This window comes from Geomicrobium sediminis (genome assembly GCF_016908595.1).
Taxonomy (GTDB): domain Bacteria; phylum Bacillota; class Bacilli; order Bacillales; family Marinococcaceae; genus Geomicrobium_A; species Geomicrobium_A sediminis.
In genome coordinates this window covers 58,714-82,799 of sequence record NZ_JAFBEC010000004.1, presented here as the reverse complement: position 1 = coordinate 82,799, position 24,086 = coordinate 58,714, and the positions used below count along the sequence as shown (strand labels likewise).

At 42.8% G+C, this 24,086-nt stretch carries 23 protein-coding genes; 2 read left to right on the top strand and 21 right to left on the bottom strand.

The features are described 5' to 3' along the window. Positions 1–10: 10 nt before the first annotated feature. From sdaAB to JOD17_RS07945, 4 genes are read right to left on the bottom strand one after another with little or no spacing between them, the layout of a single operon-like run. The gene (gene sdaAB, locus JOD17_RS07960; RefSeq protein ID WP_204696851.1) at positions 11–673 is read right to left on the bottom strand and encodes an L-serine ammonia-lyase, iron-sulfur-dependent subunit beta; all 663 of its coding nucleotides are present in this window, start codon (positions 671–673) and stop codon (positions 11–13) included. A gap of 10 nt (positions 674–683) precedes the next feature. Further along, positions 684–1,550, bottom strand: coding sequence for a DegV family protein (locus tag JOD17_RS07955; RefSeq protein ID WP_204696850.1), 867 nt, complete (start codon positions 1,548–1,550; stop codon positions 684–686). Positions 1,551–1,572: 22 nt separating this feature from the next. Then, a complete protein-coding gene (locus JOD17_RS07950; protein WP_338028772.1) occupies positions 1,573–3,246 on the bottom strand; it encodes a DAK2 domain-containing protein in 1,674 nt (557 codons plus the stop codon). A 27-nt stretch (positions 3,247–3,273) separates the two neighbouring features. After that, the gene (locus JOD17_RS07945; RefSeq protein ID WP_042360225.1) at positions 3,274–3,636 is read right to left on the bottom strand and encodes an Asp23/Gls24 family envelope stress response protein; all 363 of its coding nucleotides are present in this window, start codon (positions 3,634–3,636) and stop codon (positions 3,274–3,276) included. Positions 3,637–3,801: 165 nt separating this feature from the next. Between JOD17_RS07945 and rpmB the strand changes: the two genes are divergently transcribed. Next, positions 3,802–3,990: a 50S ribosomal protein L28 gene (gene rpmB, locus JOD17_RS07940; RefSeq protein ID WP_042360224.1), complete on the top strand. Its 189-nt coding sequence runs from the start codon at positions 3,802–3,804 to the stop codon at positions 3,988–3,990. A gap of 74 nt (positions 3,991–4,064) precedes the next feature. Here rpmB and spoVM read toward each other — a convergent pair whose 3' ends face one another. The 14 genes from spoVM to JOD17_RS07870 form a co-directional block, all read right to left on the bottom strand. Continuing rightward, a complete protein-coding gene (gene spoVM / locus JOD17_RS07935; RefSeq protein ID WP_042415530.1) occupies positions 4,065–4,145 on the bottom strand; it encodes a stage V sporulation protein SpoVM in 81 nt (26 codons plus the stop codon). Positions 4,146–4,261: 116 nt separating this feature from the next. Continuing rightward, positions 4,262–4,909, bottom strand: a complete 648-nt coding sequence (rpe, locus tag JOD17_RS07930; protein WP_204696849.1) for a ribulose-phosphate 3-epimerase — start codon at positions 4,907–4,909, stop codon at positions 4,262–4,264. Between the two features lie 4 nt (positions 4,910–4,913). Next, positions 4,914–5,777 (bottom strand): ribosome small subunit-dependent GTPase A, encoded by an 864-nt coding sequence (gene rsgA / locus JOD17_RS07925; protein WP_204696848.1) that lies wholly within the window; start codon positions 5,775–5,777, stop codon positions 4,914–4,916. 12 nt (positions 5,778–5,789) lie between these two features. Then, positions 5,790–7,751, bottom strand: a complete 1,962-nt coding sequence (gene pknB / locus JOD17_RS07920) for a Stk1 family PASTA domain-containing Ser/Thr kinase (RefSeq protein WP_204696845.1) — start codon at positions 7,749–7,751, stop codon at positions 5,790–5,792. Next, the gene (locus tag JOD17_RS07915; protein WP_338028771.1) at positions 7,748–8,488 is read right to left on the bottom strand and encodes a Stp1/IreP family PP2C-type Ser/Thr phosphatase; all 741 of its coding nucleotides are present in this window, start codon (positions 8,486–8,488) and stop codon (positions 7,748–7,750) included. Before JOD17_RS07915 ends, pknB begins: the two co-directional genes overlap by 4 nt. A 2-nt stretch (positions 8,489–8,490) precedes the next feature. Then, positions 8,491–9,588 carry a dual-specificity RNA methyltransferase RlmN gene (rlmN, locus tag JOD17_RS07910; RefSeq protein ID WP_204696844.1) on the bottom strand — a complete coding sequence of 366 codons (1,098 nt, stop codon included), beginning with the start codon at positions 9,586–9,588 and terminating at the stop codon, positions 8,491–8,493. Beyond that, positions 9,572–10,933, bottom strand: coding sequence for a 16S rRNA (cytosine(967)-C(5))-methyltransferase RsmB (rsmB, locus tag JOD17_RS07905; protein ID WP_204696843.1), 1,362 nt, complete (start codon positions 10,931–10,933; stop codon positions 9,572–9,574). The genes rlmN and rsmB overlap by 17 nt, the downstream gene beginning before the upstream one ends. Then, positions 10,920–11,870, bottom strand: a complete 951-nt coding sequence (gene fmt / locus JOD17_RS07900; protein ID WP_204696842.1) for a methionyl-tRNA formyltransferase — start codon at positions 11,868–11,870, stop codon at positions 10,920–10,922. Before fmt ends, rsmB begins: the two co-directional genes overlap by 14 nt. 56 nt (positions 11,871–11,926) lie before the next feature. Beyond that, on the bottom strand, positions 11,927–14,323 hold the full coding sequence (gene priA, locus JOD17_RS07895; RefSeq protein WP_204697156.1) for a primosomal protein N': 2,397 nt from the start codon (positions 14,321–14,323) through the stop codon (positions 11,927–11,929). Beyond that, complete coding sequence (gene coaBC, locus JOD17_RS07890) at positions 14,295–15,524, bottom strand: bifunctional phosphopantothenoylcysteine decarboxylase/phosphopantothenate--cysteine ligase CoaBC (protein ID WP_204696841.1); 1,230 nt, start codon at positions 15,522–15,524, stop codon at positions 14,295–14,297. Before coaBC ends, priA begins: the two co-directional genes overlap by 29 nt. A 102-nt stretch (positions 15,525–15,626) precedes the next feature. Continuing rightward, complete coding sequence (gene rpoZ / locus JOD17_RS07885; RefSeq protein WP_204696840.1) at positions 15,627–15,824, bottom strand: DNA-directed RNA polymerase subunit omega; 198 nt, start codon at positions 15,822–15,824, stop codon at positions 15,627–15,629. A gap of 1 nt (position 15,825) precedes the next feature. Continuing rightward, on the bottom strand, positions 15,826–16,443 hold the full coding sequence (gmk, locus tag JOD17_RS07880; RefSeq protein WP_081831648.1) for a guanylate kinase: 618 nt from the start codon (positions 16,441–16,443) through the stop codon (positions 15,826–15,828). A gap of 19 nt (positions 16,444–16,462) precedes the next feature. Next, on the bottom strand, positions 16,463–16,726 hold the full coding sequence (gene remA, locus JOD17_RS07875; protein ID WP_042360218.1) for an extracellular matrix/biofilm regulator RemA: 264 nt from the start codon (positions 16,724–16,726) through the stop codon (positions 16,463–16,465). Positions 16,727–16,754: 28 nt separating this feature from the next. Beyond that, entirely contained in the window at positions 16,755–17,633 is an 879-nt protein-coding gene (locus tag JOD17_RS07870; RefSeq protein WP_204696839.1) for a YicC/YloC family endoribonuclease, read from the bottom strand. A 240-nt stretch (positions 17,634–17,873) separates the two neighbouring features. Between JOD17_RS07870 and JOD17_RS07865 the strand changes: the two genes are divergently transcribed. Beyond that, positions 17,874–18,779: a VanW family protein gene (locus JOD17_RS07865; protein ID WP_204696838.1), complete on the top strand. Its 906-nt coding sequence runs from the start codon at positions 17,874–17,876 to the stop codon at positions 18,777–18,779. A 46-nt stretch (positions 18,780–18,825) separates the two neighbouring features. Here JOD17_RS07865 and JOD17_RS07860 read toward each other — a convergent pair whose 3' ends face one another. The 3 genes from JOD17_RS07860 to JOD17_RS07850 form a co-directional block, all read right to left on the bottom strand. Continuing rightward, complete coding sequence (locus JOD17_RS07860; protein WP_204696836.1) at positions 18,826–20,316, bottom strand: class I adenylate-forming enzyme family protein; 1,491 nt, start codon at positions 20,314–20,316, stop codon at positions 18,826–18,828. Between the two features lie 33 nt (positions 20,317–20,349). Next, the gene (locus JOD17_RS07855; protein WP_204696835.1) at positions 20,350–21,150 is read right to left on the bottom strand and encodes an SDR family NAD(P)-dependent oxidoreductase; all 801 of its coding nucleotides are present in this window, start codon (positions 21,148–21,150) and stop codon (positions 20,350–20,352) included. A gap of 195 nt (positions 21,151–21,345) precedes the next feature. Beyond that, positions 21,346–24,039: a calcium-translocating P-type ATPase, SERCA-type gene (locus JOD17_RS07850; protein WP_204696834.1), complete on the bottom strand. Its 2,694-nt coding sequence runs from the start codon at positions 24,037–24,039 to the stop codon at positions 21,346–21,348. Positions 24,040–24,086: the final 47 nt, after the last annotated feature.

Genomic DNA, 24,086 nt, shown 5'->3' with positions numbered 1-24,086 from the left:
TCTCAATCATTTATTCGTGAAGTTTTGCGACTTGGTCTACATGCTCAAGTTTTTCAAGTGATGTCATAATCTCATCTGTGACCGTTTGATCAACTTCAATGACCATGAGAGCTTCTCGCCCTTTTTCTTTTCGTGAGACTTTCATATGACCAATGTTCACTTTATGAAGCGCTAGTACGTTTGCCACATTTGCAATGACTCCGTACCGATCTTGATGAACAATTAGAAGTGCTGGATGATGTCCGGTTAATTGTAAAGCAAATCCGTTTAACTCAATAATCTCAATCTTACCGCCACCGATTGAAATTCCAACAAGTTCCATCGCACTGTCGTCGGATTCAAGGCGTAGCTTGACCGTATTTGGATGGTCAGGAATGGCTTCTTCTTCATGAAAGCGAACACGCATGTTTGCATTGCTTGCATGTTCCTTTGCATCGCGAATTCGCTCATCAAACGTATCAAAGTCGAGCAATCCACCGATTAACGCCACGTCAGTACCGTGACCTTTGTACGTTTTCGCAAATGAGCCGTATAAATGAATGTTCACACGCTTCGGTTGACCATCAAAAAGCAGTCTTGCAAGACGTCCAATTCTAGCAGCACCTGCAGTATGTGAGCTGGACGGTCCAACCATGATTGGACCAATAATCTCTGTAACACTACGATATTTCATAACAATCCCCTTACGCTTTTGTAGGAGTGACCATCACGGCAACAGTTCCCGGTCCAACATGAGTACCAATTACCGCACCGATTTCTGTCTTAACTGTCGATTGAGTGTTTAAACGAGCTTTGATTTCCTCTAAAACCGTGTCGCCAACTTCAGGAGCCACCGCATGACTTAATCCGATGTCTACCGGTTGGTCTTTGTATGTTTCTTGTAACGTTTCTACAATTTTATCGATTGCTTTTTTACGGCCACGAGCTTTTTCAAACGGGTAGACTTCTCCTTCTTTCGAAAGAGATAAAATCGGTTTCATTTTTAATAAGGATCCAATAAGTGCTTGTGCTTTACCGATTCTACCGTTTTTTTGTAAATACTCAAGTGTTTCAACCATAAAGTATACCGATGTTTCATTTAGAAGAACGTCGATACGGTCTTGAATTGCCTTTTGATCAGCGCCTTCAATAGCAAGCTTCGCTACATCAGCGACGATTATGCCAATAGAATAGCTCGCTCGTTTTGAATCAATCACATGCACGTTAATTTTGTCTTCTACTTCTGAGGCAGCGATCGTTGCAGCTTGATACGTACCGCTCAATTTAGAAGACAGATGAATGGAAAATATGACGGTATCTTCTTCTGATTCATCGTAGATCTCGTTGTAAAGCTTTTCAAAATCGTACGGTGAAGGTTGAGAAGTTGTTGGCATTTGATTCGCTTGTTGTAACTTCTCATAAAAGGCAGTCGGACTTAATTCAATTCCATCAAGATACGTCTCATCCGCTGAAAAGTTCACTTTTAGTGGAATAACGGTAATGTCTAGTTCTTCAGCGAGCGAGTTCGGAATATCAGCCGTACTGTCCGTAACAATCTTTACACGTGTCATATCATCCATCCCCTCTTATCTTTTATTCAGCAGCAATAATGTAATGGTAAAGCGGTTGTTTCCCTTCATGCACTTCAGTCTCAACTTCTGGATACTTCTCTTCGATGTAAGAGACGAGCGCATCCGTACAAGATGCTTCTGCTTCTTCACCACTAATGATCGTTACCATCTCTGTATCGTTGTCTACCATTTGGCTTGTCACAGAAATGAGCGTCTCTTCTAAAGAGTCTCCTGAGCTTACAATTTTGTTCTCAACAATGCCCATGATGTCGTCTTTCTTAATGTCTATGCCATCAATCGCTGTGTCACGAATTGATTTCGTAATTTGACCACTTTTCACTTGAGAAATGCTCTCCGTCATTTCTTTTTGGTTGCGATCGGCATCGTTCATTGCATTAAACGAAAACAGCGCGCTTAATCCTTGAGGAACAGACTTCGTAGGGATGACACGAACATCACGATCACTCACGTCAGCTGCTTGCTCGGCTGTCATAATGATGTTGCTATTGTTTGGAATTAAAAACACATGCTTTGCGTGTGTTTCTTTAATTGCATTCGTCAACTGCTCCGTGCTCGGGTTCATCGTTTGACCACCTTCGATCACGATGTCTACACCGACACTCTTGAATAGATCACGAATTCCTTCACCCATTGCAACGGCAATCATAGCAAACTCAGCTTCTTCTTGAGTTTTTTTCGGAACGGGCGGTTCAGTTTTCTTAGGTTCATTTGAAAGTGCAGCATGCTGGTCACGCATGTTGTCGACTTTAACGTGAATAAGATCCCCGTACTTTTGTGCCTCGTTCATGATGAAACCTGGATGTTCAGCATGAATATGAATCTTAATAATATCTTCATCACTTACGACTAGAAGAGAATCGCCATATTGGCTTAACGTATTGCGGAAATCTTCTTCAACGTAAGGCGACTCGTTCGTTTTGTCATCGCTAAAGCGAACCATCACTTCAGTACAATATCCAAATTCAATATCCTCTGGATTCATGTCACCTTGAATGTTGTGGTGTTCAACATGAACGAGCTCTTCCATCGTCGCTTGCTCTGGAGCATCATCTGCTGTCGTTTCTCCGCGCATTGCACGTAGCATACCTTCATAGATGTAGACAAGTCCTTGACCGCCTGAATCGACGACACCTACTTCTTTAAGTACCGGAAGTAAATCAGGTGTACGTTCAAGTGAAGCTTTCGCTTCTTCAATCGCATCGACAAGTACTTGCTCTGCATCCTTCGTTTTCTTTGCAGACTTGGTCGCTTTTTCAGCTGCATCTTTAGCAACCGTTAAGATTGTCCCCTCAACAGGCTTCATAACCGCTTTATAAGCCGTCTGAACGCCTCCATCGAACGCTTTAGCAAGCGCTTGTCCGTCAAGCACTTGATCATGCTCAATGCCTTTTGCAAAACCACGGAATAGTTGTGACAAAATGACACCTGAATTTCCACGTGCTCCCATTAATAAACCTTTAGAGAACGTTTTTGCAACTTGGTTTGCACTCGTTGCATCTTGCTGTTTCATTTCCTTCACACCAGATCGAATCGTAAGGCTCATATTCGTTCCAGTATCACCATCTGGTACAGGAAAGACATTTAGAGCGTCAACTCGCTTTGCGTGTTTCTCTAAAGCGACTGCTCCCTCATTAAACATGGCCAGAAGCATCTGGCCGTTAATTGTATTTGACACTTATACACACCTCATTTAGTCCAACCGTTACGGATTAGAAACGCGAACACCTTGAACGAAGATATTCACAGATTCTACTTGTAGTCCCAGTAATTTTTCTAGTTGATATTTCACTTTTGATTGTACATTGTAAGCAACTTCAGAGATCTTCGTGCCGTAGCTTACGATGATATACATATCAATCATAAGATCTCCCTCGTTTTCACGGATGACAACTCCACGTGAGAAATTGTCACGCTTTAAAAGCTCAGAGATTCCGTCTTTGATCTGCTTTTGAGAGGCCATGCCTACAATCCCATAACAGTCTGTTGCTGCACCTCCTGCAACGGTTGCAACTACTTCTTTTGAGATGTCAATGGAACCTAGTTGAGAATTCATTTCTAAGGCCATAGCCATCCTCCTTTCATCCATCAGTAATGATAACTATCGACAGTTTACTATATTTTTCAGCTTTTATAAAGCAACTGTTCATAAATCTATATTGATTTCTTCCATATTTTTATGCTAAGATGTTCGAGTGCAAGTAAGGGAGAAGTAAATAAAGGAGGGATTCTGATGGCACGTAAATGTTTTGTTACGGGTCGTGGACCATCAAGCGGTAATAACCGTTCCCACGCGAACAACTCGTCAAAACGCCGTTGGGGCGCAAATGTCCAAAAGGTTCGTATTCTAGTTGACGGGAAACCTAAACGAGTATATGTATCTGCAAAAGCGTTGAAAGCCGGTAAAGTAGAGCGCGTCTAAGCGCTACTTACCGGTTTTTATAAAATGAAAAAAAGAAAAAGCACCGCTAAGCGGTGCTTTTTCTTTTTTTGGGGTTACTCTTTCTTAAATGAGTTCAGCATCGCGCGAACAACCCCACCTAAAAACTTCGGAAGCTTAATCGTATAAAATTTCATCCCAATTCCTCCTTGAAGGCCAGCTTTTTCCGAAGACAAACACTGACGGGCACATACGGATTCTTCTATATGTATATTCACCCAGAAGGAAATAGTACATCGTTTTTTATAAAAAATTACTCGGTAATGCTTTTAAGCCGTTCCACCGCCTGCTTGCGGTCATTTTGTTTATAAATGTGTGATCCTGCCACAAGCAGATTTGCTCCGTGTTCTACACATTGTTTTGCCGTTTCTTCGTTAACGCCTCCGTCAACTTCAATAAGTAACTCTTCGTTCACTTCATTTGCAAATTTACGTACTTCAGCAATCTTAGGTAGCACAGCTTGAATAAAGCTTTGTCCACCAAACCCAGGGTTAACCGTCATTAACAAGACGAGGTCTACGTCTTCAATCACATGTTGAACCATCGCTACTGGAGTATGTGGATTTAAAGCAACTCCCGCTTTAACACCATGGCTTTTAATGAGTTGAATCGTCCGGTGCAAGTGAGTACATGCTTCTACATGAACCGTAATGATGTCTGCGCCGGCTTTGACAAAGTCTCCAACGTACCGATCTGGATCTTCAATCATTAAATGAACATCAAGTGGTAGTGATGTTGAGCGTTTTGCCGCATCAACAATGAGAGGACCAATTGTAATGTTAGGAACGAACTTTCCGTCCATTACGTCTACATGGATATAGTCCGCATTGCTCACTGCCTCGATGTCGTTGCCTAGTTGTTTAAAATCCGCTGAAAGGATTGACGGTGCGATCATTGCCATTGTGTTAAAACCTCCGCTTTTCTTCTTCTTCTTTTTCGTTGTAAAATGCCAAATAATTGTCGTATCGATACGGTGCAATTTCATCTGTTTCAACCGCAGCCTTTACTGCACAACCATCTTCTCTGCGATGCGTACAGCCTCGGTATTTACAGTCTTTGGACACCTCATAGATTTCAAGAAAGCTATCTGCTAAAACATCAAGGTCAATCCCCGTAAAATCAAGGGAGCTAAAGCCGGGAGTATCTGCGACTTGACCTCCACACGTTTGCAATAACTCAACGTGACGTGTCGTATGTTTCCCCCTTGATAATTGTTGCGAAATTTCACCTGTTTGAAGGTTTAATGAGTCATCAACACGATTTAATAGCGTTGATTTACCGACGCCAGACTGCCCCGCAACGACAGTGGTACGGTTTTTCAATCGTTCTCGAATAACGTCAAGATCGTCATCACCTGGCGTATAAACGACTGTATAACCGAGTGATTCATATCGACTTGCTTTGCTTTGAACTTCTCGCTTTATTTCTTCACTTGCAAGGTCCATTTTCGAAATGATAATGACCGATTCAACTTCCATCGCTTCTGTATGGACGAGCAATCGGTCTAGTAAATACGTACTGAACTCCGGTTTCGTCGAAGACATAACGAGTAGTGCTTGATTGACATTTGCAATCGGTGGACGATGCATCTCATTTGATCTCGATTCGACTGTTTGAACATATTCCTCTTCAAACGTGACAAAGTCACCAACGAGCGGTTTAATCTTTTGCTTACGAAACAATCCACGTGCCCGACAACGCGTAACCTCTCCATCATGTAAAACATCGTAGAATCCACCGACGGCTTTTATAATTTGGCCTGCTTGCAACGAATCTCCTCCTTAGTCTTCTTCGAACTCTAGCGTATTGGATTGCATTTCTTCGTCGTTAATATACAACGTGTACGTTCCCGGTATACTCTTGCTCACTTCAAAAGGAACGAGATATTCGGTCGATTCTGTGATCTCTTCCTCAACGAAAATCTCTGGGTCGTCCCCTGTCGTTCTATCTGTAAATTCAATGCGAATGTCATACGACTGTCCAGCTTCTGGATCAGTCACATTTACGGGGATCTCCGCATAGCGGGTTTGCGTTTCTTCCTCTTCGACAGGCGGTTCACCATTAGAAATCACGAATGTCACGTCAGACCCTTCATCAATCGTAACGTACGGTCCTGGCTCATGAGTAATCACTTGCCCTTCTGGCACAGTTTCAGAGTATTCACGATCAAATGAACCTGACAATTGATGAGATTCAAGGTAATTACGCACCGCTTGCTCACTCGATCCTGTAAGGTCTCCGAGTGTCATTTGTGGTGTTTCACTGTATACGAGTTGAACCGATAGCTCGTCTTGAATGACCTCTTCACCAGCCTCAGGTGTCTGGCTGATGACGTACCCTGGTGGTTGCTCATCAGAAGGCTCACTCGTCGTCTCAACGTCTATGTCTAGTTCTTCAAGAAGATCAAGCGCATCCTCTACACTCATCCCTGTTAAGTCTTGCATTTCAACCGTTTCCGGACCATCACTCACTCGAAGTGTAATCGCACTTTCAACTTTCACATTTCTTCCCGCTCTTGGGTCTTGGTAATAGACAACATCACGTTCAACTTCATCGTGATATTCTCGCTCAATTGTAACGATTAGTTCATGCTCTTCTAACAACTGCTCTGCTTCTTCGTAATTCGTACCAACAACATCAGGCACTTGCACTTCATCTACAGCAAACCAAGACGGAATGACCATAAATCCTAGCACGAGCGCTGTTGGTACAATGATTAGAAATGCGAGTAATGGAAACAACCAACGCTTGCGCTTTGACTTTTTCTTAGGCTCATTTGCTTTTGTATCATTTTCTTCTTGGTCTGTTTGTTCACTTGGAGCGACAATTGTTTCTTCAGAAGATTGTTGATCGCTTAATACGGGTAGCACTTTTGTTTCTTCTTCACTTTGATCATCAAGTTCTAGTGGCGCTTCATTCATCCGTTCTGGTAACAACGCCGTTTTTGCATCATGCAACATGTCGTGTACCGTCTCATAACGGTACAACGGATCTTTCGCAGTAGCTCTACGAATGATATTGTTCATGCTCTCTGGTAAGTCAGGGCGCAACGCTTTTGCGTTCGGAATCTTCTCTTGCAAATGTTTGAGTGCAATTGAAACCGCAGAATCTGCATCAAACGGCAATGTCCCTGTAATCATTTCATAAAGCACAACGCCTAAAGCATAAATGTCCGCTTTTAACGTAACCGCCCCACCACGTGCTTGTTCAGGAGATAAATAATGAACAGAACCGAGGACAGAATTCGTATGTGTAATCGTCGCAGCTGAGGCAGCTCTTGCAATCCCAAAATCCGTTACTTTTACCGTGCCATCTTCATCAAGAAGGATGTTGTGTGGTTTAACGTCACGGTGAACAATTCCTTGGTCATGGGCATACGCAATCGCTGAAGAAATTTGATCAAAGATTTGGAGTACTTCTTGAAACGCAAGCGCACCTTCTCGAACTATTTTTTCTTTTAATGTACTACCACCAACGTATTCCATCACGATGTAAAACGTCTGATCTTCTTCACCAACATCATAAATGTCAACAACGTTTGGATGAATTAAGCTGGTCGCCGCCTGAGCTTCACGTCTAAATCTACGTATAAATGCTTCGTCGTGTGTATATTGAGGTTGTAAAACCTTCACAGCTACATCACGCTCTAAAATAACATCTCGTGCTCGGTAAACGTTTGCCATCCCGCCACCACCGATGGCTTCAATGACTTCATAACGTCCATCAATCCGTAACCCTATCATAGTTCGTTCGCTCCCTTGTCTATGAGAATGAACGTAATGTTGTCTTCGCCACCACGGTCAAGAGCAAGTTGCAATAGTTGATCGGCTTTATCTTCTAAACGATTAACTTGATTTAAGACAACGTCAAAATCATCGTTTGATAACTTGTCGCTAAGCCCATCCGAACACAAAATAATGGTGTCCGTCTCGCTTAATTCATGCTGCAACACATCAATGTTACACTGGTTCTCTGTGCCGAGTGCGCGTGTGACGACATTTTTTTGTGGGTGATTTTTGGCTTCTTCTTCTGAAATCTGACCTTGACGGTAAAGTTCATTTACGAGTGTATGGTCATGAGTCACTTGCGAAATATGATGTTCTTTTTTCACGTATAAGCGGCTATCACCAACGTGAGCACTAATCATTTCAGATTCGGTTATGAGTGCACAGACAATCGTCGTACCCATGCCACGCATTTCTGTATTCGTCAGCGATTGCTCATAAATGCGTTCATTTGCTTCTGAAATCGTATGAAGAAGCCATGATGTCATGGCTTCTTCTGTTGCACGTGGTGCTTGTTTCTTCCATGCTTCTCTTAACGTTTGAATGGCAAGTTCACTCGCAACATCTCCAGCTTTATGGCCACCCATGCCATCAGCTACAACTGCGAGAAGAAGATCATCTGAGAGAAAATAATCACATACATCTTCATTATGTTCTCTCATCTTACCTACATCACTTCGAAGCTCAACTTTCACACTCACACCTTCGTTTCTTCAGCGCGTTCTTTTGCGCGTAATTGTCCGCAAGCAGCATCAATATCATGCCCTTGTTCACGACGGATTGTGACGAGTACTCCTTTTTCTTTTAACGTACGTTCAAATTCAAAAATATCTTCGCGACTTGTACGTACGTAGTTACGTTCAACAACATCATTTACTGGAATGAGGTTGACGTGACATTTAAGGTCTTTAATGAGCTCAGCTAACTCTTCAGCATGCTCAACTTGATCGTTTACGCCACCAAATAGACCGTACTCAAATGTAACACGACGCTTTGTCGTCTTTTGATAGTACTTAATTGACTCCATTAACTTCTTCACAGGGAATGCTTTATTAATCGGCATTAAGCGACCGCGGATTTCATCATTTGGCGCATGGAGAGAAATTGCAAAGTTGATTTGCATTCCTTCATCAGCAAACTTGTAGATTTTAGGAACCATTCCACTCGTTGAAACGGTAATATGACGGGCACCAATGTTAAGTCCTTCATCATGATTTACTGTTTTTAGAAAGCCCATTAAGTTCTCATAGTTGTCAAACGGCTCACCAATTCCCATTACGACAATTGAGTCGACTCGCTCACCTTTTGCATCAAGGGCACGTTGAACGTCTAACACTTGGGCTGTAATTTCACCTGCTTCTAGGTTTCGCTTTAAGCCACCAAGTGTTGATGCACAAAACGTACAACCGAGGCGACAACCGACTTGTGTTGTAACACAGATGCTATTGCCGTAATCATGACGCATCAAAACCGTTTCAATTGAATAGCCATCGTGTAATTCAAAAAGAAACTTCTCCGTACCGTCAACAGACGTTTGACGAAGCACTTCTTTTAAACGTGTAAATCGAAATTCTTCTTTCAACTTTTCACGAAGTGTAATCGATAAGTTCGTCATGTCATCAATTGAGTCGACACGCTTTCGATAGATCCATTCATACATTTGCTTAGCACGAAACTTCGGTTCTTTGTTCTCTTTCATCCACTCTTCCCATTGCTCAAACGTTAATGAAAGAATTGATCGTTTTCCATCTGTTGCTGTTTTCGTAATATCTCGCTTTTTAGTTCTCGTTTCCATGACGAGCACTTCCCTTCTTCATTGCACAAATAAAAAATCCGTCACTGCCATATTGATGTGGCAAGATCGTTGTATATCCTTGATTTTCACTTTGTATCTTTATTCGTTCTTGTAATGATTCATCTAGAGTAAAGTCTTCATTGTTCTTTAGAAACTCTTGAACGACGTGTTCGTTCTCTTCTGGCAAAATTGTACACGTGCTATATACGAGCACTCCGTCATCTTTGAGTAGTTTGGACGCAGTGTTTAGAATATCAAGCTGTAATGCTGGCAATTTCCGAATCTCTTTTTCATCTGTATTCCATTTAATGTCTGGCTTACTTCGAAGCACGCCAAGTCCACTGCACGGTGCGTCAACTAAAATACGATCAAACCGCACATCTTGGTACGTTTTCGCAAGTATCACCGCGTCTTCAGTCGTTGCATGAACAATCGAAAGTTGCAGTCGGTTTGCTTCTTTTTCAATGAGACGCTTTTTATGAGCATGCACATCATTGGCAATAATCTCACCCTCATCGTTCATTAATTCGGCAGCATGCATCGTTTTACCGCCTGGAGCCGCACACGTATCCAACATCTTCATCGAAGGTTTTGGGTTTAGTGCTCTTGCCACGAGCATGGAGCTTTCATCTTGAATGCTAAGTCGCCCTTCTTTGAACGCGGCACTTTTTGTGACGACGCCCTTTGTGACGATTAAGCTCTCTTTCGTAAGCTCACCCTTAACCGTTTCAATTCCTTCTTCAAAGAGCTCTGCTTGAACAGCATCAACAGTCGTAACCCTTAGATTCACTCGAATCGTCGTTTTGCCCCGTTCGCTATTAGTTGTACATAAACGCCTCGTTTCTTCTTCACCGTAAGCGTTGATCCAACGTTTAACGAGCCATTCGGGGTGAGAGGTTTCAATCGCAATTCGTTTAGAACTTGGTGTAATGGAAGAAAAATCAGGAAGCCCTTGTCTTGACAACGAACGTAAAACGCCGTTGATTAAACCTTTAAGACCAACTCTCCCCCATTGTTTTGAAAGCTCAACTGCTTCGTGAATTGCTGCTCGTTCGGGAATGCGATCCAAATAAAACATTTGGTAAACTGCCATTCGTAGAATGACTTGAATTCGTTGATCACTTTTGTGGACTTTGTTTTTCATTACACCATTTAAAAGATAATCAATCGTATTCAATCGTTTTATCGTACCATAAACCACCTCTGTTACAAACCGTTGATCCACAGCCGATAATTGATGGTTTTTAAGTTGTTCATCAAGTGCTAGATGGCTATAGGCCCCTTTGAAGAACACTGCTTGGAGCGTTTTTGCTGCCACGTAACGTGGGTTTTCATTCTTTGTCATCTTTGAGTACATCTCCAACGTTTAAGGATTGGCCTTTTCCTCTAAGAAAATCAGAGGCTTCCATGGCTTTTTTGCCTGCTGGTTGGACGAGAAGTAACTTTACCCCTTGATGGTCTCCCGCAACAACGGTAAATGAATCTTGTTCACGTTCCACAACCGTTCCAGGATTCGCATCAAAGTTCTTATCACTAAGCTCAGACTTCCATAATTTAAGCGACTGACCATTCCACGTCGTAAAAGCAACCGGCCACGGATTCATACCACGAATTTGGTTATGAACAGCTTGGGCAGATTTCGTCCAATCAATACGTTCTGCACCACGAGCGATGTTCGGTGCATACGTTACCTTTTCTTCATCTTGTTGTACTGGTTGGACCGTTCCATTTTCAAGATGTGGCAACGTTTCTTTTAAGAGCTTCGCACCAAGCGCACTTAGCTTGTCGTGCATCGTTCCAACTGTATCGTCTTCTTCAATGTTGATGGCTTCTTGAAGAAGCATATCGCCTGCATCCAATCGCTTCACCATGTACATAATTGTCACGCCAGTTTCTTTTTGTCCATCGATGATGGACTGATGGATCGGAGCGCCTCCACGATAAGCCGGCAATAGTGAAGCGTGAACGTTAACCGCACCGTATTTTGGAGCTGTTAAAATCGACTCTGGCAAAAGTTGACCGTAAGCAGCAGTTACAATCAAATCAGGATTTCCTTCGATGGCTTGTTCTACCGCTTCTTCATCACGAAGTTTCTCGGGTTGAAACACGGGGATGTCATGTTTCTCAGCTTCAACTTTCACAGGCGTTTTAATGAGCTCTCTTTTGCGTCCCTTCGGACGATCGGGTTGAGTGACGACACGGATGACATCATGACCTTCTTCAACGAGCATAGAAAGCACAGGTACAGCAAAATCTGGTGTTCCCATAAAAACGATTTTCATACTTATCTATCCTTTCAAACCTTACTGTCGTGCAAAAACCCCCAACGTTGTGGGGGCTACATGAATATGTTTGGATGGCGATCAATGGCCATAAAACGACTATCTTTGTGCACTTCTTGTTGGTAATGAGTAAATAGTTCGCTGAGAATCTCCGAAAAATTAGGTTCTCGTTTGTATTTTATCATGCATTGCGTCCGATATCTATCATTGATCCGACTAATTGGTGACGGAGTCGGCCCTAGGATGACCGATTGATCACTTAAACGCTCCTTTAGAAAACGAGTCGCTCGTTCAGCAGCTTTCATCGCCGTGAGCAATTCTTCGTGTGAAAATGTAATTAAACAGATGAAATAATACGGCGGGTACCCTGCTTGTCGCCTTTGTTGCATCTCATACGCAAAAAAACTTTCAAAATCATGGCTCTTCGCGTGCTGGATCGCATAATGTTCTGGGGTGTACGTTTGAATGACGACTTCTCCTTCACGCGTGTCTCGCCCTGCTCGGCCACCGAGTTGCGTTAACAACTGAAACGTTCGTTCAGGTGCTCTGAAATCTGGTAAGTTCAAGAGCGTATCCGCAGTTAAGACGCCTGCCAATGTAATTTTTGGGAAATCCAAGCCTTTGGCAATCATCTGCGTACCGAGTAGAATATCTGCCTCGTGATTACCAAATCGCTTTAACAGTGCTTCATGCGAACCTTTCTTTCGTGTCGTATCGTTGTCCATTCGAATGATTCGCGCTTCTGGTAATAGCTTTTGCAATTCCTCTTCGACTTTTTGCGTTCCCGTTCCAAAAAAGCGAATGTGCTCACTTTCACACGCAGGACACTCCTCATACATCGTCTCCTCATGTCCACAATAATGACACTTCAACTGGTTGCCCCGTTGATGATACGTAAGGGAAATTTCACAATGCGGGCAATCCCCAACGTACCCACAACTTCTACACATCACAAACGTCGAGAACCCACGCCGGTTCAAAAACAAGACAATCTGTTCTTCTTTCGCTAACCGGTCTTTCACTTTATCAAGCAACTGACTAGAAAAGACCGAACGGTTGCCACCACGAAGCTCGTCTCTCATATCAATTAGTTCAATGGCAGGAAGCGGCTTTTTATTTACACGCTTCGGCAATGAAAGTAACGTATAGACGTCTTTTTTTGCTCTAGCGAAGCTTTCCATAGAAGGTGTTGCACTACCGAGAACGACAGGACACTCGTGCGTTTGGCTACGATAAATGGCCACTTCTCGAGCATGATAACGGGGATAATCTTCTTGTTTGTAACTACTTTCATGCTCTTCATCGATAATGATCAAACCAATGTTGTTAAATGGCGCAAACACGGCAGACCGTGCTCCAACAACGACTTGCACTTCGTTACGGTGAATCTTCATCCACTCGTCATACCGCTCTCCGCTTGAGAGCGCACTATGCATCACGGCAACATGGTCTCCGAATCGCCGCTTAAACCGTTCAACCATTTGTGGCGTTAGTGAAATCTCGGGGACGAGCACAATCGCTTCTCGTCCTTCTTTTAGCACTTGTTCAATCGCTTGCAAATACACTTCCGTCTTACCGCTACCGGTAATTCCGTGCAACAGCATCGGTTTCGATGATCGCTCTTCCACTGCGTCACGAATTGATTCATACGCAACTTGTTGATCATGGGTGAGTGTTTGCTTTGCTTCCCGCCCATCGCCAGCTTGGCGTTCATAAGGATTGCGTTCAATAACGATTTGATGCTCCTCAAGAAATTCATTTTTGATGAGCGTTTGAATCGTTGAGCGACTGAGCCCATGATCATTGATGAGTGTGGCGACTGGTACAGCACCAGAATCTGCTACTCGCTCAATCGTCGCTAGCGTCTCTTGTTGTTTCGTCGTTTTTGGTTGTTGCGCACTTTGTAACGTTGTTACTGCCTTTTGCTCTTTATGCTTCGCACCATCTTTTAGCTCATAATACACTGACAGAACATTTTCTTGAATCCCTCTAGAAACGGCCTTCAGAATCGTTTTATCTTCTGGAATTTCTTTGAATGGAATTTTGATTCGTTGGCCGAACAACGCTTGAACAGAAACGTCAACGTGATTTGCTTCCTCGTTTAAAACGAGAAATTTCTGTGCTTTCGCTCTCATCGCCGCTGGAATCATCGCAAACAGTGCTGTGATTTGGAAACACGTCGTTTCTTTAGCAAGCCAGCTCCCTAAATCTAGAAGTTCTGGACTAAGAACTGGGGTGACGTCTAACAGTTCACTAATAGACTTGACGTTTTTCACGGATGCCGTATCGGATAATTCAACGATAATTCCTGTTAGTTTACGCTTCCCGAACGGGACGAGCACACGCATTCCAGGTGCTGCTACGCCAAGATGAGCATCTTTTAAACGATAGTCGAACGGTCGATCGACACCTCCCGCAGCGACATCAACGATGACTTTCGCGTACACGGTGATTCTCCTCACGTAAAAGCTTCGATGCGTTTTCTAAAATCGTATATGCTAACGTTTCTTTCTTCTGTTGATCAACTCGCTTTACGCCGCCTTCGCGATCAATCAATAACACACGGTTTTCATCACTTTCAAAACCAATTGAGCGGTCCGAAACATCATTCGCTACAATTAAGTCCAGCCGTTTTCTTTCAAGCTTTTCTTTTGCGTACGTTTCTACATCTTGCGTTTCTGCCGCAAAACCTACGAGCACTTGATGATGTTTATTTTCTCCGAGTGTCCGAAGAATGTCTTTCGTCCGCTCCATTTCAATCGTCAGGTTACCTGCTTGTTTCTTCACTTTATGCGCTTCTACCTTTGTTGGTCGATAATCAGAAACTGCAGCGGTTTTAATGACAAGGTCTGCATCATCAAAATGCTTCATCACTTGTTCATACATCTCCTCTGCGCTCGTTACCGAAATGAGCGTGACGCCTTGTGGCGCTTCCAATTGCACAGGTCCACTAACGAGTGTCACCTTCGCTCCTAAATCAATAGCTGCTTTGGCGATTGCATAGCCCATCTTGCCTGTCGAACGATTGCTCAAAAAACGCACAGGGTCAATGACTTCTCTTGTTGGACCAGCGGTTATGAGAACATTTTTACCCTTTAGCGTCTTTTCTTTTCGTTCACTGAATTCGCTGTGTAAAAAATTCAGGATATCTTCTGGCTCGGCTAATCGTCCCTTGCCAATCCACCCACACGCTAAGTACCCCGCACCCGGTTCAATAAATGTCACACCGCGATTCATCAATGTTTCGAGGTTTTGGATCACGGCTGGATGGTCATACATGTTCACATTCATTGCCGGCGCAACGTATACAGGAGCTTTTGTCGCAAGCAACGTGGACGTTAACATGTCATCTGCAATTCCATTTGCATATTTCCCAATGAAATTTGCGGTCGCAGGCACGATCACAAACGCCTCTGCCCAATCAGCAACGTCGATATGAGCAATCTTTGAGACATCTTCTTCTACAAACGTATTGTCATAAACCCGGTCCCTCGTGAGCGCTTGAAACGTTAGTGGTGTAACAAACTCTTTGCTACTTTCTGTCATGATCGTCTTTACACTTGCTCCAGCTTGTTTCAATTTTGAAGCAAGGGCGGCTGCTTTAAAAGCTGCAACTCCTCCGGTTACACCGAGCACGATTTTCTTACCGTCCATACGTCCTACACCCTTCCGCACTGTTCTTTTTGCTATTTATTATAGCAAACTCCTATGTAAATAAAAAAAAGACTGCCTGTAAATAGACAGCCTCTTTGACCGTTACGCTTTGATGTTTAAGTAGCCTTCTTGAATTTCTTCAAGTGCAACACCGACATTCTTTTTTGATACTGGCTTATTCACTCCAGAACTTCTTTCTTCTTGCTCTTGAAGTGCACGTGCACGTTGCGCTGAAATTGTAACGAGTGAATACTTACTATCAATCTTCTTTAACAATGAATCAATCGATGGGTATAACATCTTATTCACTTCCCTCTACTAAATTACGATAATAATCGATCACACGCTCTTGACGAAGATGTTCTGCATCAATGATCGTTTGAACTTTACTTACAGCATTGTCGACCTGGTCATTTTCAACAACATAATCGTATTGCGCCATCATTTCAATTTCAGCTTTCGCAACATTCATGCGTTGGTTAATTAGATCAGAATCTTCCGTCCCTCGCCCTTCAATTCGCTTTCTCAGCTCATCTAGGTTTGGCGGAGCTAGGAATATAAAAACACCATCTGGGTATTTCTCTTTTACTTTTGCAGCACCTTGAACTTCAATTTCTAAAATAATGTCTTGTCCTTCACGGAGCTGTTCTTTTACATAGTGTAGTGGTGTTCCATAATAATTATCAACATACTTCGCCCATTCTAAAAGCTCATCATTTGCGATCATTTCTTCAAAAACTTCTTTTGTCTTATAGAAATAATTGACACCTTCTTGCTCCCCTTCTCTAGGAGAGCGGGTCGTTGCAGACACGGAGTAAGAAATTCGATCATTCACGCCTCTTAGTGCGTTACAAACTGTGCCTTTCCCAACTCCTGCAGGCCCTGATAAAACAATTAATAACCCTTTGTCCTTTTTCAACATCGGTTCACTCCTACACTTATGATTCTTCTTCGCCTTCGTCTTTTGAATGCAATCGTTGAGCAACGGTCTCTGGTTGGACCGCTGACAGTATAACATGGTCACTATCTGAAATAATTACCGCTCGCGTTCTTCTTCCATATGTAGCATCGATCAGCATGTTACGATCGCGACCTTCTTGAATAATTCGTTTAATCGGTGCAGATTCAGGACTTACAATGGTAATAATTCGATTTGCTGAAACCATATTTCCAAAACCGATATTAATGAGTTTCACGTTCATTATGTTACCCTCCTTTTCTGCACGTCGTTTATTCGATATTTTGCGCTTGTTCGCGTAACTTTTCAAGCTCAGCTTTGAACGAAACGACACTTTTGGAGATTTCTGCATGGTTGGCTTTAGAGCCAATTGTATTTATTTCACGATTCATTTCTTGAAGAATAAACTCCAGCTTACGACCCATCGGGGGTTTTTCAGTAAGCGTTTGTAAAAACTGCAATCGGTGCGAATGTAGTCTCGTTAATTCTTCTGTAATATCACTCTTATCTAGTAAAAAGGCAATTTCCTGATGCAACCGCTCATCGTGTTCATCTAATAATCTATACGACTCACTTAGCTTTGACTCTAAGCGTTCACGATACATCGTTTCTACTTCAGGTACATACCCTTTTATCTTAAGCTCCATCTGTTCGAGCTCGAGCAATCGCTCATAAACATCACCGTACAAATACTCTCCTTCTGTTTCTCTCATGCTTAGTAGCTGAACGAGAGCGTCCTTCGATGTGTTTAGAACAAGTTCCTCCAAACCGTTTGTCGTCGACTCATCATCAACGACTTCAATGATCCCTAAATCAATTAAGCTTGAATCGAGTGAAATCTTCTGCTCAACATTCTCCGTTTTCATAAATCTACGCATTGTTTTAATGTAATCATCATACAATGTTTCATTCACTTGGAGTTTTTGTAGACGACCTCGATTTTCTTCAATCTCAACTTTCAGATCAAATTTCCCTCGGTTTACCCGAGACTTTATAAGCTTTAGAAGGTCTTGTTCTATGTGTCTTAGAGAAGTAGGCAACTGCATATGAACATCTAAAAAACGATGATTTACGGTACGCATTTCGACGAGTAACTTTCCACCTATAAATGTCTGTTCTGCTCGTCCAAAACCAGTCATACTATTTACCATTCGATTCACTCCATCATTTTATTTTATACGTTTTTGCTTTAGACAACAAGTAGTTCACCGTTGTCTTTAAAAAGTGAACCGCGAAATTTGCTGAAAAGAAGTCGGATTTTCGTTGTCGTTTTTTACTATTACATATATTACAAGGTGGGAATTTATGGTATATTATAAGTAGAAAAGATGTGAAACTTTTCCCAATTTGAAACGTCTATACTACGACCAAGCTTTATGGAGGGGAATCGTATGAAACCGTTACGTTTATTGCCTATTGTAGGACTATTCGTACTAAGTAGTGCTTGCGGTGCTGATGAAGAAGTGATGGCAAGCGCACCTGTTTTTGGAGAAAAATCACTTCACGAATTACGTGAAACTCCAACTCATAAAGTGAGTGTTTATGACGAAAATGATGAAGATTTTCATGTAGAATTTACGCGAGATGAATTGCAAGAAGATGAGCTACGCTCTTTTGCAAAAGAACTTGCCCGTGGCGAGAACGGTTATGATCAATCAATGAAAACCCCTAAGAACATCGACGGTCAAGTCGAAGGCGGCCAAGACCAAGTGATCTTAGATGAAAACGCTCTTGTTGAGAATATATTGAATCATTCGTATTATCATGATTCTATTAAACTACCGATCAAAGTAACGTCTCCTAACGTTACTGACGATGATCTACAAACGATCTCCGATGAGACAATTGGATCATTTTCAACGTCTTTTGATGCGAGTACAACAGGAAGAGTTGAGAACATTCGTTTATCAACCGAAAGTATCCACCGCTCTATTCTAGGTCCTGGCGACCGCTTTTCGTTCCATGAAGTCGTTGGACCTGCGACTGCAGAACGCGGCTATCAAGAAGCCAATGTAATCGTTGATGGGGAGTTCACCAATGGTATGGGTGGTGGTATTTGCCAAACGTCCACAACCCTTTACAATGCTGTAGAACGTGCGGGACTAGATATTATTGAACGTCATCACCATTCATTGCCGATCAGTTACGTCCCAGAAGGTGACGATGCGATGGTAAGTTGGGGATGGGCGGACTTTAAGTTTGAAAACGGTCACGACTTCCCTGTTATGATTACTGGTTCTGTTGATGCATCTAGCGGGCATGTCACGTTTGAAGTTACGGCTGCCGAAAGCATTTAAGGTGAGATTAAGAAAGCGAGATTTTCAGGAATCTCGCTTTCTTTGTTCAATCACGTAAATTCTTTTTGTTTACTTTTCCAGTTCGTTCGTACGGAAGCTGTGAACGAAAGGTTATTTTTTTTGGCATTAATTCTCGGCTCGCTTGTTCTTTTAACCAGCATCGCAACTCTTCTTCTGTTAACGCGCTAACTTTAGGCTCGATAAAGGCATGTAGCCGCTCCCCAAAACGCTCATCAGGGATACCGACAACAGCCACTCGTTCAACCTGTTCATGTTCATGTAACAGTTGTTCTAATTCAATTGGATAGACGCTAATTCCTCCCGATATGATTTGTTCATCTTCTCTTCCTCGGCTATAATAACGTCCTTTTTCGTCTTTCACTACAAGATCTCCAGTTGAATACCAGCTTTGTTTCGCCTTTTCCATACCGCTCTTCGTTAAAATTTGCAATGACCCTGTCTCTTGACTGTTCGCCACCTTGCCTCTTGTGTCTACAACTCTTGCTTTCATTCCTTTAATTGGTTTGCCTAACGCTCTTGGGTCCTGCCGTAAATCGTTTGGAGTAGCGATGAAATTTAACCCTGTTTCTGTCGTACCGAATAAATTATGTACAACGGGTCCAAACAACTCGGTAGCACGCTGAATAAGTGGTTCATTTAACGGTGCGCCACCTGAAGCAATGCACTGAATCGTTAGCTTTTTTGGTGCTTTGACTTGTACAAGATCGTGTAGCATTGTTGGTGTCACAATTAAGAGATGAACGTTGTGATCTGTCATTCGCTTCATCACGAGGTTTGCGTTAAACCGTTTATCAACAATCACTTCTTTCCCAGCAGCAATACACAGTAAAAAAACCGCAAACCCGTAGCCATGGTACATCGGCGTTGCGATGTAAACGTGTTGATGTTGCTTCATGTTTAGGGTCGCTATACATGCACGAAACGGAGCTAAATAATTCGTTAATGAAGGTTTGTGCGCGATCGCTTTTGCTTTTCCAGTGGATCCTCCTGAAGGAATAATCACCCGATTAATCCGTGACCTACCAGGACGTTTTTTAGCAGCTTTTGTTTGCTCAATCTCTTGGACAGTCAGTGCTGCCACGTTGTCCGTAGATGAGTATGTATTGTCGTGAATGACGGCTTTTATGCGATTTTCTGTGCAAAAGGCATGAAGATGCTTCGTCGAAAACGACGGGTTCATCAAAAACACATCAGCTCCTATCGACGTACAAGCAAATAGCAACGTCGTAAACGACGTATTGTTCGTCACGACGAGGGCCACCCGATCTCCTGATTTTATGTCAACTTCATGGTTGCTCAGTTTACGAGCAGTGATGAGCACTTTCTCGTGCAAATCTTCGAAACTCCACACAACTCCATCACTCCTAACCATCGGAGCGTGTCGATACGTTCGTTTTGCAAATTCTAACAACGCCATAACGTTAACACCACGACGTAAACAGGAGTACAAGAGCGTAGCTAGTGCTTTTGGATGTAGTAAACGAATGTTATGTAATGCTTTCAATAATTGAATCAATGGATGCTACTCTCCTTTTACAACTCGATCACATTATAAATTCACTTTTCTTGAACTATAAAGCTTCGCAAATGTAAGCCACCACGGCTCATAACATTTTTTCTGTTTAATCGTCGCATCAATGATTTTTATTGCCGCTTGTTCTGGCGACATCGCAGGCATTTTCTCGTAGTGTGTTGTAGGGGCAATCATCGGCGTGCGAACGAGCGGCAAATAGATGCTCGTTACGTTCATTCCACGCTTCTTTACTTCTGGTGTGACCGAGCGAAGCCACGTATCAAACGCACTTTTTGATGCTTGGTAAGCGGCAAAATGAGGCATCGGAGGTAATTGGCAATTGATCGTAGACACATTCACGATCTGGCCACCACGTTTCTCTAGTAGCGGCAACATCGACATAACAATCATTACCGGAGCTTCGTAGTTAATGTTCAGCGTTCGCTTTACATCATGGAACCGATCCAATGATTCATAGATCGATCGTCGAATTGACAGTCCAGCATTTGATAGCAACACATCAATACCGTCCGTCTCTTTTTTAATCGTATGTAAAAAATGCTCGCGCGCTAATTCATCACGTAAATCGAGTGCATAAATGGATACAGTGGCGTTTTGTTTTTGTTCAACCACTCGTTTTACCTCGTCCAATCGTTCATGGTCTCTTGCTACTAAGAGAAGGTGGCACGTCGCATTAGCAAATAGGAATGCCATCTCTTTACCAATACCAGAGCTTGCACCTGAAATGAGAATGGTCTTCTTGTTGAATGCTTTTGCTATTTGTCTTTCGTTTAGAGAGGTTTTCGGGAAGAGCAATGCTTCTACCAGTTGGTTCATGTTAATCACCCGGAATCAGTTTACCATATAATGTGAATATTGTTAGTTTACATAATTATTTTACTGCAACTTAAATGTTCTTTTCATAGTTTTTTTATGAAAACGACGTCTGTTCATATGACCTACTTTTGTGTTTCCGTAACAAAAAATTGCCCTAAAAGATCTTAAGCCGACCTTTTAGAGCAACGCTTCATGCTATTCTCCTTTTTTAAGACCAGACCAACTTAACGCAATGGTTGGAATGGCTGCGAGACCGACAATAAGGAACCATTCGTTTAAGCTAAGTGCCGTTGTATAGAAGATTGGTTGTAAGAATGGTACGTAAATAACGGCTAACATCATGACGAATGAAAGAACGACGGCAACGACGAGTGCTTTGTTACTAAATGGATTTCTGTGGAACACTGAGTATTCGCTACGACAATCAAACACATGAATGAGCTGTGCGACGACGAGCGTTGTAAAGGCTACTGTCTGCGCCTTTGTTAAATCCGGAATACCGGCAGTTCCATACAATGTGACGACAAAGCCGATGAGGGTAACCGCCCCGATTAGAAAGCCTCGTGTAATAATTTTAACTCCGAGACCTCTCGCGAAAATTCCTTCCCTCGGATGCCTTGGCGCACGTTTCATCACATCATTTTCCGCTCGATCAACTCCGAGTGCCATCGCTGGCAAACCATCCGTAACGAGGTTAATCCATAAAATTTGAATCGCAACGAGTGGCAACGGTAAACCGAGTAAAAGTGCAAACAACATGACTAAAATTTCTCCGACGTTTGAAGCAAGCATATAACGAATAAACTTCCGAATATTATCATAAATCGTACGACCTTCTGCAATGGCAGCTTTGATCGTTGAAAAGTGGTCATCCGCTAGAACGAGTGCAGCAGCCTCTTTAGCTACGTCCGTTCCCGTCTTACCCATCGCAACGCCAATATCTGCCGCTTTTAATGCTGGTGCATCATTTACACCATCACCTGTCATCGCAACGACGTGCCCGTTTTGTTGCATCGCTTGTACGATACGAAGCTTATGTTCAGGTGTGACACGAGCAAATACGTACGTTTTGCCGACGTGTTTTTTTAGTTCACCATCGTTTAACTGATCTAGCTGGCTGCCAGTCATAACAGAGCCGTGTTCTGGAAGCATATCTAGACTCTGTGCAACTGCTTTTGCTGTGTCCACATGGTCACCGGTAATCATAACGGTTTTAATGCCAGCTTCACGGCATTCTTTAATGGCATCTTTCACATCAGGTCTTGGCGGGTCCATCATCGCTTGTAAACCGATTAACGTCATGTCTTGTTCAATGTCTACTCCTACGGTCGCCCCCTCAGGTAATGGTCGAACGGCTACTGCAATCGTCCGCAATGCTTTTTTTGCCATACGACTTACCGTTTGGTCCCATTTGGAGCGCATCGTCATTGAAAGAGACTTCACTTCACCGCTTACTTGTACACTCGTACACCGAGAGATTAAAACGTCTGGTGCACCTTTTGTAATGACAAACTTTTGTCCTTCGCGATTTCGAACGATAACGGTCATGCGTTTACGATTTGAATCAAAAGGAATCTCATCAAGTCGAATCCACTCATTCGTTAATTTCTGTTGATAGACGTTGTGCCTTGCTGCTGAAACGGCTAAGGCTACTTCTGTTGGTTCCCCACTTACGGTAAATTGATCCGAAGATTTCACATGTTGTTTGCGATCGCTCGTCTCTAGTTGCAATTCTGCATTGTTACACAGCAGACCATAGGTGAGTAAATCGGCACTATCCTTTTGAACCTTAGTTGGCTTTTGGTTACTTAGGAACTTGCCTTCGATCCCTTCGCCTTCAACTTGTACATGCTGTGAGAATGTCCAAAGTTCTGTTACTGTCATATCATTTTTCGTTAACGTTCCTGTTTTATCTGAACAAATGACGGAAGCACAACCGAGTGTTTCGACTGCTGGCAAACGTCTTACGATCGCCTTATGACGGATCATTCGCTGTACACCGAGCGCTAATGCAACAGTCACAATCGCTGGTAGCCCTTCTGGAATTGCAGCTACCGCAAGCGATACACCTGCTAAGAACATTTCATATGCAGGTTGCCCTTGCATAATACCGAGTAGAACGACTAGAATTGTTAAGAAAATCGCACCGACAATTAGGATTTTACCTAACTGCTCTAGACGACGCTGTAGCGGCGTGGAGACACTTTCAGTGGATTGCAACAAATGCGCAATTTTCCCCATCTCCGTTTTCATTCCTGTATGAACGATGACGCCTTTCCCACGTCCTCTCGTCACCATCGTGCCAGCAAACGCCATATTGTGTTGGTCTGCAAGAGCTGCCTCACTGTTTGAAACAATGTGCTCATTTTTTTCAGAAGCGACAGATTCACCCGTTAACGATGATTCTTCAATAGCAAGTCTCATCGTCTCGATTAAGCGGATATCTGCACTAATACGATCTCCGTTTTCTAGTTGTACGATATCTCCGGGGACGGCATATTGAGAAGCAATGTTCGTCCATTTTCCATCTCTAAATACGGTTATTTCTGGAGCAGATAATTCTTTTAACGCTTTTAACGATCGTTCAGCCTTTCTCTCTTGTACAAAACCGAGAATGGCGTTGACGAGAACGATCCCCATGATGACGAGGGCATCAATGTATTCGCCCAGTAAGCCTGATACGAACGTTGCGACGAGCAAAATAATAACCATAAAATCTTTAAACTGTTCTAAGAACAAAATCGGCCATGGAGTTGCTTTTTCTTCTTGTAGTTTATTCTGACCATGGATGTGTAGTCGTTCTTCTGCTTCTTTTTCCGACAAACCGGTCGTTACTTCCGTGTTTAACTTCTTATAGACCGTAAGCGGATCGATTTGATGCCATTTCATCTCTTCCCACCCCACAGCTTGGACTTCTCAATCCATCCTATTCAGTG